The organism is Corynebacterium sp., from assembly GCF_012837295.1.
In the GTDB taxonomy this organism is placed as follows: Bacteria; Actinomycetota; Actinomycetes; order Mycobacteriales; family Mycobacteriaceae; genus Corynebacterium.
This window is the reverse complement of the sequence record NZ_DURI01000068.1, coordinates 1-6728: the sequence shown is the minus strand read 5'-3', so window position 1 is coordinate 6728 and position 6728 is coordinate 1. Positions and strand designations below refer to the sequence as shown.

Annotated in this window: 8 protein-coding genes and 1 pseudogene; 6 read left to right on the top strand and 3 right to left on the bottom strand. The window is 68.9% G+C overall.

The window, feature by feature from the left end:
• The 3 genes from GX015_RS02425 to GX015_RS02415 all read left to right on the top strand — a co-directional run.
• A partial coding sequence (locus GX015_RS02425; RefSeq protein ID WP_291342516.1) for a patatin family protein occupies positions 1–774 on the top strand: 774 nt, incomplete at its 5' end.
• 277 nt (positions 775–1051) lie between these two features.
• Complete coding sequence (locus GX015_RS02420; protein ID WP_102214444.1) at positions 1052–1303, top strand: HigA family addiction module antitoxin; 252 nt, start codon at positions 1052–1054, stop codon at positions 1301–1303.
• 128 nt (positions 1304–1431) lie between these two features.
• Entirely contained in the window at positions 1432–2151 is a 720-nt protein-coding gene (locus tag GX015_RS02415) for a hypothetical protein (RefSeq protein WP_291342513.1), read from the top strand.
• Between the two features lie 69 nt (positions 2152–2220).
• Here the strand turns inward: GX015_RS02415 and GX015_RS02410 are convergent, their stop codons facing one another.
• Together GX015_RS02410 and GX015_RS02405 are read right to left on the bottom strand one after the other, a co-directional pair.
• Positions 2221–3222, bottom strand: coding sequence for a hypothetical protein (locus tag GX015_RS02410; RefSeq protein WP_291342511.1), 1002 nt, complete (start codon positions 3220–3222; stop codon positions 2221–2223).
• A gap of 228 nt (positions 3223–3450) precedes the next feature.
• Positions 3451–3765, bottom strand: a complete 315-nt coding sequence (locus tag GX015_RS02405) for a hypothetical protein (protein ID WP_291342509.1) — start codon at positions 3763–3765, stop codon at positions 3451–3453.
• Here GX015_RS02405 and GX015_RS02400 point away from each other — a divergent pair.
• The 3 genes from GX015_RS02400 to GX015_RS02390 are packed head-to-tail and all read left to right on the top strand — an operon-like array spanning position 3752 to position 6268.
• On the top strand, positions 3752–4570 hold the full coding sequence (locus tag GX015_RS02400) for a hypothetical protein (RefSeq protein WP_291342507.1): 819 nt from the start codon (positions 3752–3754) through the stop codon (positions 4568–4570). The two genes, GX015_RS02405 and GX015_RS02400, sit on opposite strands and share 14 nt — an antisense overlap.
• A gap of 18 nt (positions 4571–4588) precedes the next feature.
• Positions 4589–5734 carry a CapA family protein gene (locus tag GX015_RS02395; RefSeq protein ID WP_257996079.1) on the top strand — a complete coding sequence of 382 codons (1146 nt, stop codon included), beginning with the start codon at positions 4589–4591 and terminating at the stop codon, positions 5732–5734.
• Positions 5735–5788: 54 nt separating this feature from the next.
• Positions 5789–6268: a DUF1877 family protein gene (locus GX015_RS02390; RefSeq protein ID WP_291342504.1), complete on the top strand. Its 480-nt coding sequence runs from the start codon at positions 5789–5791 to the stop codon at positions 6266–6268.
• 32 nt (positions 6269–6300) lie between these two features.
• On the opposite strand, the pseudogene GX015_RS02385 reads toward GX015_RS02390, so the two are convergent.
• Positions 6301–6728 (bottom strand): annotated as a pseudogene (locus GX015_RS02385) (LLM class flavin-dependent oxidoreductase); the annotation flags it as partial.

The window sequence follows — 6728 nt, the reverse complement described above, 5'->3', positions numbered from 1 at the left end:
TGGGTCGGCGGCATCTCCGCCGGCGCGACGCTGACCGCGAACTACCTGTCCGGCAGCATCGCCCGGGCGCGCGCGACGTTCACCACCATGACCGACACCCCGGAATTCGGCGGCTGGGGCAACTTCCTCCGCGGCCGCGGATACTTCAACGCGGAGTGGATCTACGAGAAGTCGCCGATGGTGGCCACCGCCGGCGTCGACCCGTACCCCTTCGACCACTACCTCGCGTCGAAGACCGAGATGCGCATCGGGGCGATCCGCGCCGACACCGGCGAAAACGTCTACTGGGGGCGCGACGACGTCGACTCGCTGCAATCTCTGATGAAGTTCGTGCGCGCCTCGTCGACCCTGCCGGGCTTCATGGTGCCGCCGGTCATCGACGGCGTGCGCTACGTCGATGGCGCGCTCGGGCCGTCCGGCGGCATCCCGCTGCAGATCGCGCAGGACGACGGCTACGACAAGTTCCTGGTGATCATGAGCCGCGAGCGCTCCTACGTGAAGCCGCAGGTCACCCGGCCCGCGATGATGCGCCGCATTTTCCGGAAGAATCCCGCGGTGGCGGAGGCGATCATCAACCGCCCGGAGCGCTACAACGCCACGCGGGCCCAGCTTTTCGAGCTCGAGCGCCAGGGCAAGGCCGTCCTCTTCTTCCCGGACGAGATCCGGATGTCCAACCGCGAACGCGACCTGGCCAAGCTCAACGCCGCCTACGAGACCGGTCTCAAGCAGGCGGAACGCGAATGGCCGAAGTGGGCCGAGTTCTTCGGGGCGTAGGTCGGTCGCTTGGCGACGGCCCGACGTAAACGTCGCCGGACAACACCGATACACCCCCGTCACACCCGTAACAGGGTGACGGGAAATTAATGCGTGACATCTGCACGCGCGGCGATTAGCTTCACACGGGAGAGATGGAATCGTTACCGTTTCGTTGTGAAACGTATTGCGCGCGACACACGATGAAGTAAAAGAGACCTCCGTCACATCCGAATCGCCCCCCTCCGGATTCGGCGCCGCCCCGCGACGATCGCGACACGATCAGAATGGTTCGCCCATGATGCTTCCGACGAACGACCCCACCCCCGGCACCGTCCTGCGCGCCCGCTTCCTCGCCCCGCTGGGCCTGGACCCCGCGCAGCTCGCGGCCGAGACCGGGCTGTCCGTCGAGACCATCGACGGCGTGCTGGCCGGCACCGTCCACGTCGACGACGAGATCGCCGCTTGCCTCGGCGATTTCCTGGGCACCGACGCCCGCTTCTGGCTGGAGCTGCAGCGCCACGCGGGCCACGGGCTGCTCACCGCCTGATCGAACCCCGCCTGATCGAACCCGGCCCGATCAAACTTCGCCCGATCAAACCCCGCCCGCGCCGCGGCACTCCCTCATGCCCGGGTGCGCCACCCCGAAACGCCACGTTAAGGGCATAAACTGGGTTCATGCGCGAACTTTCCGAGGGCACCATCACCGACGCCGTCGCCGCCTACCGCGGTTGCGGCCCCGACCTGCCCTTCGCGGAGGGCGCCGACCCGTCCCGCCTGCGGCACCTGTCGTGGGACGTGTGCCGCCTGCATTTCGCGGGCGCGAAGCTGACCGGCAAGCGCAAGCACCGGGAGCTCAACGGCCTGCACATCGCGGCCTACCTCGCCGCCCAGGGCGTGATCCAGGGCGCGTCTCCCCTGCTCACGTCGTCGAATGCGGTCGTCTTCCAGTCGGCGGCGGAGGTCCTGGCCGACCGGGCGAAGAAGGTCGCCGACCTCGACGTCGACGATTACGGCAAGGGCAAGAAGCGCAAGCGCCTGCTCAAGGCGCACGGGGAGCTGTCCGACGTCCTCGTCCCCGACTCCGGCGGCACCGCCACCGCGGCGTCGCGCACCCTGATGGGAGCGTTCGGCTGCCTCCCCGGTTTCGGCGGCAACGTCGCCAAGGCGATGGGCGATCTCGCCGGCTCGGACGTCCCCAACGCCGCCTTCGCCGCCCCCACCGACGAGTCGCTGGCGTTCCTCCACCGGTTCTGGTCGGCGCACCGCGACGAAATCGATGAATTGGCCGCCGGGATCACGGTCGTCGACGTCGCAAAGCAGAAGCGCACGGACCTGCCCATCGGCCGCGCCCGCGTGCTCGAGATGTTCGCGGACCAGTGGGCGGCGGATCTGTAGCCGACCCGGTTTGCTTGGCGACGCCCACGTGGTCCCGGTTCAGCCGGGATCGGCGAGGGGCCGCGAGGATCAGCAGGGGCTGACGTACTCGTTGCGGTTGCTGAGGATGCGCGCGTTGCCGCCGGTGCTCGCCGCCGCACTGCACAGACCGCTGGTGTCGCTGCCGTAATCGACGTAGACGGCGTAGATGTCGGCGCCATTGAGCTGCGCGCGCAGCGACGGGCAAGCGCCCGGCGTGGTGAACTCGCTGCCGGGGTACGTGGCCAGCGCGTCGGCGATGGCCCCCTCCGTGTCCACGCCGGACTGCACGACCACCGACTCCAGGATGAGGATGCCGCGGGAGTCGCACGACGGCGACGACGCCCGGACGGTGCCCGACCCCGTGGACACGCTGGTGACGTAGCCCGAAGAGTTGGAGGAGCCCGACGAATCCGACGAGCCTGAAGACTCCGAGTCATCGGATCCGAAGCTCGAGCCGTTCCCCGACGGGTCGAGGAAGGTGCCCTCGAAAGTCATGTCGCCATCGGGGCCGGACAGGGTGAAGCCGCTGTCGCCCATCGAGCAGGAGAAGGTCTCCGCGTCGACGTGCGTGCAACGCAGGCCCCCGTGCTCGAAGTACTCGCCCGCATGCACGTCACCCGGGTCCAGGGCCATGCCCTCGAACATGACGTATTGGTTGCCGTCCTCGGTGAGCTTCACCGCGTTCGGCCTGCCCAGGGCAGAAATCTTCGGCGCATCTGCGGGCGCCTTTCCGGTGCACGAGATTTCCTCGTCATTGAAAAGGCAGGTCCGCTTGTTGTCCGTCATGAACGAGTAATGGCCGGGCTGGTTTGCGTCGGCCAGGGCCGAAACGTCGATCTTCGTCAGCTCCGGCTCCGCGGTGACCGTCGGGTTCGGGCGATCCTTCGAGCCGCCGTCCTGATCCTGGCCCCCATTTCCGGGGACCGCGTCGACGATGAGCTGGCGGGCATCGTCGGCCTGCGCGCAACCCGTCACGGTGAGCACCAGTGCGGCGAGAACTCCGGCGACGCGGCGCCGGGCCGTGCGGGAACGGACGAATGCGCTGTTCATGGGACCAGCATAAGTCCCGGGCCAGACGATCCCGGGGTCGGCGCGCTTCCGTGGTCACCCGTTCGGCGGGCGACCGCGGAGATCTCCGGCACTGGCGGCGAGCGGCGGCCCGCCGGCACCGGGTGACCCCGTCAGTGGGCAGGTGACCGGACACTTCATTGGGTGGGTTGACCTCGACGGGGCTAGAGTTATGCCGTCACGCGGCGGGGACATCCAGTGCCCCGCCGATTATTCGTCGATTGGATGGTGAGTGCCGGTGAAGCGCGTCGTCGCTGCCTCCTTGTCGGTGCTTCTGGCCGCTGCGGCCATCGCCCCCGGCGCGGCCGCGCAGTCGTCGAGCGAAAAACCGTCGTCGACGACGAGCTCGCGCACCGGCACTTCGAGCCCCGGGGAATCGGCCACGAAGTCCTCGACCAAGAAGTCCTCCTCGTCGAAATCCTCGGCCGCGACGACCTCGGCCACGACGTCGTCGCCGACCACCTCTTCGCCGACCACCTCTTCGCCGAAGCCCTCGACGACGCGCAAGCCGGTGCGCCGCGACATTCTGCCGATCCCGGTGCTCGACGACGGCGAGTTCGACGTCGACTACGCGACGCAGGTCTCCTACGTCCACATCCCGACCGGTTTCCGCGCCGATTCGGAGAACGCGGACGAGATCCGCACGTGCCTGTCCATCTGCAAGATCTACATCGCGGACCACGTTTACCGCGAGGGCACGGACGCGCAGAAGGACCAGGCGACGGAGATGCTGCAGACCTCCGACGACGGGATCACCACCCGGCTGTACTGGGCGTTCCCCAAATCGATCCGCGAGGTCGCCGAGCGCTACGGCCTCGAGGACACCGTCGGCGCCCCGACGTGGGGCAAATCGACGACGACGATGCACGACGTGGCGACGTTCCTGGCCGCGAAGGTCGAGGAGGGCGATTTCGACGACCCGGTGCTCGCCGCCTTGGCCGACGCCGACCCCGTCGCCGCCGACGGGTACGCCCAGGATTTCGGCACGGACGTGCTGCCGGGCGTGATGGGCACCAAGTTCGGGTGGGCCGACGAGCGCGATTCGATGAACGCCAGCGCCTCGTACGGGCGCGATTTCGTCGTCGCGGTCAACGTCATCGCCGATGCCGACACCACCACGGAGATCGTGGAGGACATCTTCACTGCGGCGCCCCGCGGCGAGTTCGTGATCGAGGACGGTGAGTTGGTGGCCAAGGCCGCCGGCGCCCGCCAGGCCGCGGTCACGTCGACGGATGACTCGTCCGCCTCCGCCGGCGATTGGATCGCCGGCGTTCTTCTGCTCGGTTCGGCCGCGGGGATCCTCTGGGCCCTGCGCGGCCGCAATCGCTGACCCGATGGAGCTTTCCGCATGACTTCCGCTTTGCGACGTGCCGTGTCCGCCCTGGCCCTCACCGGCGTCGTCTTCACCGCCGGCTGCACGATCGGCGACGAGGAGCAGGCGCAGGAGGAGCGGGTTCCCGCCCGCAGCTTGACCATGGCCTTCGGCGGCGACGTGATGTTCGAGAGCCACCTGCGGTCGCTGGCGTACGACGAGGATTCGCTGTCGGAGCTGAAGTCGACGCTGGGGGCGGCGGACCTGTCGGTGGTCAACGTCGAGACCGCGCTGACCGAGCGCGGCACCCCGTGGCCCGGCAAGCCGTTCACGTTCCGTGCGCCGGCTTCGGCGCTGGATGCGGTGGCGGGTGCCGGCGTCGACGCCGTGACCATGGCCAACAACCACGCCTTCGACTACGGCGATCAGGGCGCCGAGGACACCTTCGCGGCGAAGAAGAACTCCCCCATCCCCGTCGTGGGCATCGGCCGCGACGAGGACGAGGCCTACGCACCGGCGACCCTGGAGGCCAACGGCGTGAAGGTCGCCGTGATCGGCGCCAGCCAGGTGTACGAGGAGACCCTGGCCAACCGTTCGGCGGGCCCGGACAAGGCCGGCATCGCCGCGTCGGCGCCGGAGGAACGCATGGACCGCCTCGTCGAGGAGGTCAAGAAGGCGAAGGAGTCCCACGACGTCGTCGTCGCGATGATGCATTGGGGCATCGAGGGCCAGCACTGCCCGGGCGACGCCGCCATCGACGCCTCGAAGACCCTGGAGAAGGCCGGAGCGGACGTCATCATCGGCGACCACGCGCACCGGGTCAACGGCCACGGGTGGCTGGGCGATTCCTACGTCCACTACGGCACGGGCAACTTCGTCTACTACCTCAACCGCGACACCGCCGGTCACACGGGCGTGCTCACGGTGACCATCGACGTGCCCGCCTCCGATGAGGAGGCCGATGGCCCGCTGGTCTCCGACGCGGAGTGGACGCCGATGCTCATCGGCTACGACGGCATCCCCCGCCCCGCCGAAGAGGTCGCCGGCCAGGCCACCGCGGATCAGCTCACGTCGCTGACCGAGGGGTACCGCTCCTGCACCCCGGCGTCGGCGACGCGCGACGGCAAGGCGGCGTCGACCACCGGCTCCGCGACCGAGACGGGCGCCACGGGGTCGTCGTAAAGCGGAGTCGCCTAGACTCGGCTCCCGAACCAAACGACGAGAAGGGATGCCGCGATGCCGATGGGAATGTGCGCCGAATACCTACGACTGGGCGACGGCGAGGTTGCCGAGCTGCGCGGGCTCGCGGACGCCGGCGACGATCGCGCGACCGGCGAAGTGATTTTCGGGCACTTCGAGGCCATCGGCGATCATGCGGCATTCGATCTCGACACGGCCTGGGAGAACGTCCTTTTGGCGCTGACGGGCAACCCGCTGGACGGGCAGACCGTCGGCGACCCGCTGGGCGAGGCGATCCTCGGCGGCGAGCGCGTGTGCCGCCAGCCGCTGACGTCGGTGCTCGAGCCGGGGCGCGTCGGCGAGATCGCCGAAGCGCTGGAGACCGTCGACTTCGATGCACGCATGGCCGACAACGGCGTCGCCGCTTCACTTTCCGACGACGACGCCGCCGATCTGCGGCGCAGGTTTTCCGAGCTCGCGGGGTTTTACAGGGGCGCCGCCGACGCCGGTGGCGCCGTGATGGTGACCATCGCCTAAGCAGCGCGGGCGCACGAGAGCGAGGGGGCGGCCTAATCCTCGCGCTCGAGGATGCGGCGCACCCGCGGGATGACCTCGGTGCCGTAGAGGTCGATGCAGCGCATGAGGTGCTCGTGCGGCATGGGCCCGTTGGAGTACTTCAGGTCGAAGCGGTTGAGGTCGAGCGCCCGGATCGCATCGGCGATTTTGCGGGCGACGGTGTCCGGCGAACCGACGGCGAGGGCGCCGTGGCGGACCTCGGAAATGAATTCGTCGGGTCCGGCCGGGCCCCAGCCGCGTTCCTTGCCGATGGCATTGCGATTCTCCAGCCAGTGCGGCATGAGCAGCTCGCGGGCCTCCTCATCGGTGTCGGCGACGAACCCCGGGGAATGGACCCCGATGGGCAGATCGCCGTTGCCGAGCTGCTCGTTGGCCTGCCGGTAGAGGTCCGCGAAGGGCCGGAACCGGCGTGCATTGCCGC

What these genes read in the sequence shown, in the direction of transcription:
- GX015_RS02420 (WP_102214444.1), top strand. Translation starts at nt 1,052, where the DNA reads ATGATGCTTCCGACGAACGACCCCACCCCCGGCACCGTCCTGCGCGCC.
- GX015_RS02415 (WP_291342513.1), top strand. Translation starts at nt 1,432, where the DNA reads ATGCGCGAACTTTCCGAGGGCACCATCACCGACGCCGTCGCCGCCTAC.
- GX015_RS02410 (WP_291342511.1), bottom strand. Translation starts at nt 3,222, where the DNA reads ATGAACAGCGCATTCGTCCGTTCCCGCACGGCCCGGCGCCGCGTCGCC.
- GX015_RS02405 (WP_291342509.1), bottom strand. Translation starts at nt 3,765, where the DNA reads ATGTCGCGGCGCACCGGCTTGCGCGTCGTCGAGGGCTTCGGCGAAGAG.
- GX015_RS02395 (WP_257996079.1), top strand. Translation starts at nt 4,589, where the DNA reads ATGACTTCCGCTTTGCGACGTGCCGTGTCCGCCCTGGCCCTCACCGGC.
- GX015_RS02390 (WP_291342504.1), top strand. Translation starts at nt 5,789, where the DNA reads ATGCCGATGGGAATGTGCGCCGAATACCTACGACTGGGCGACGGCGAG.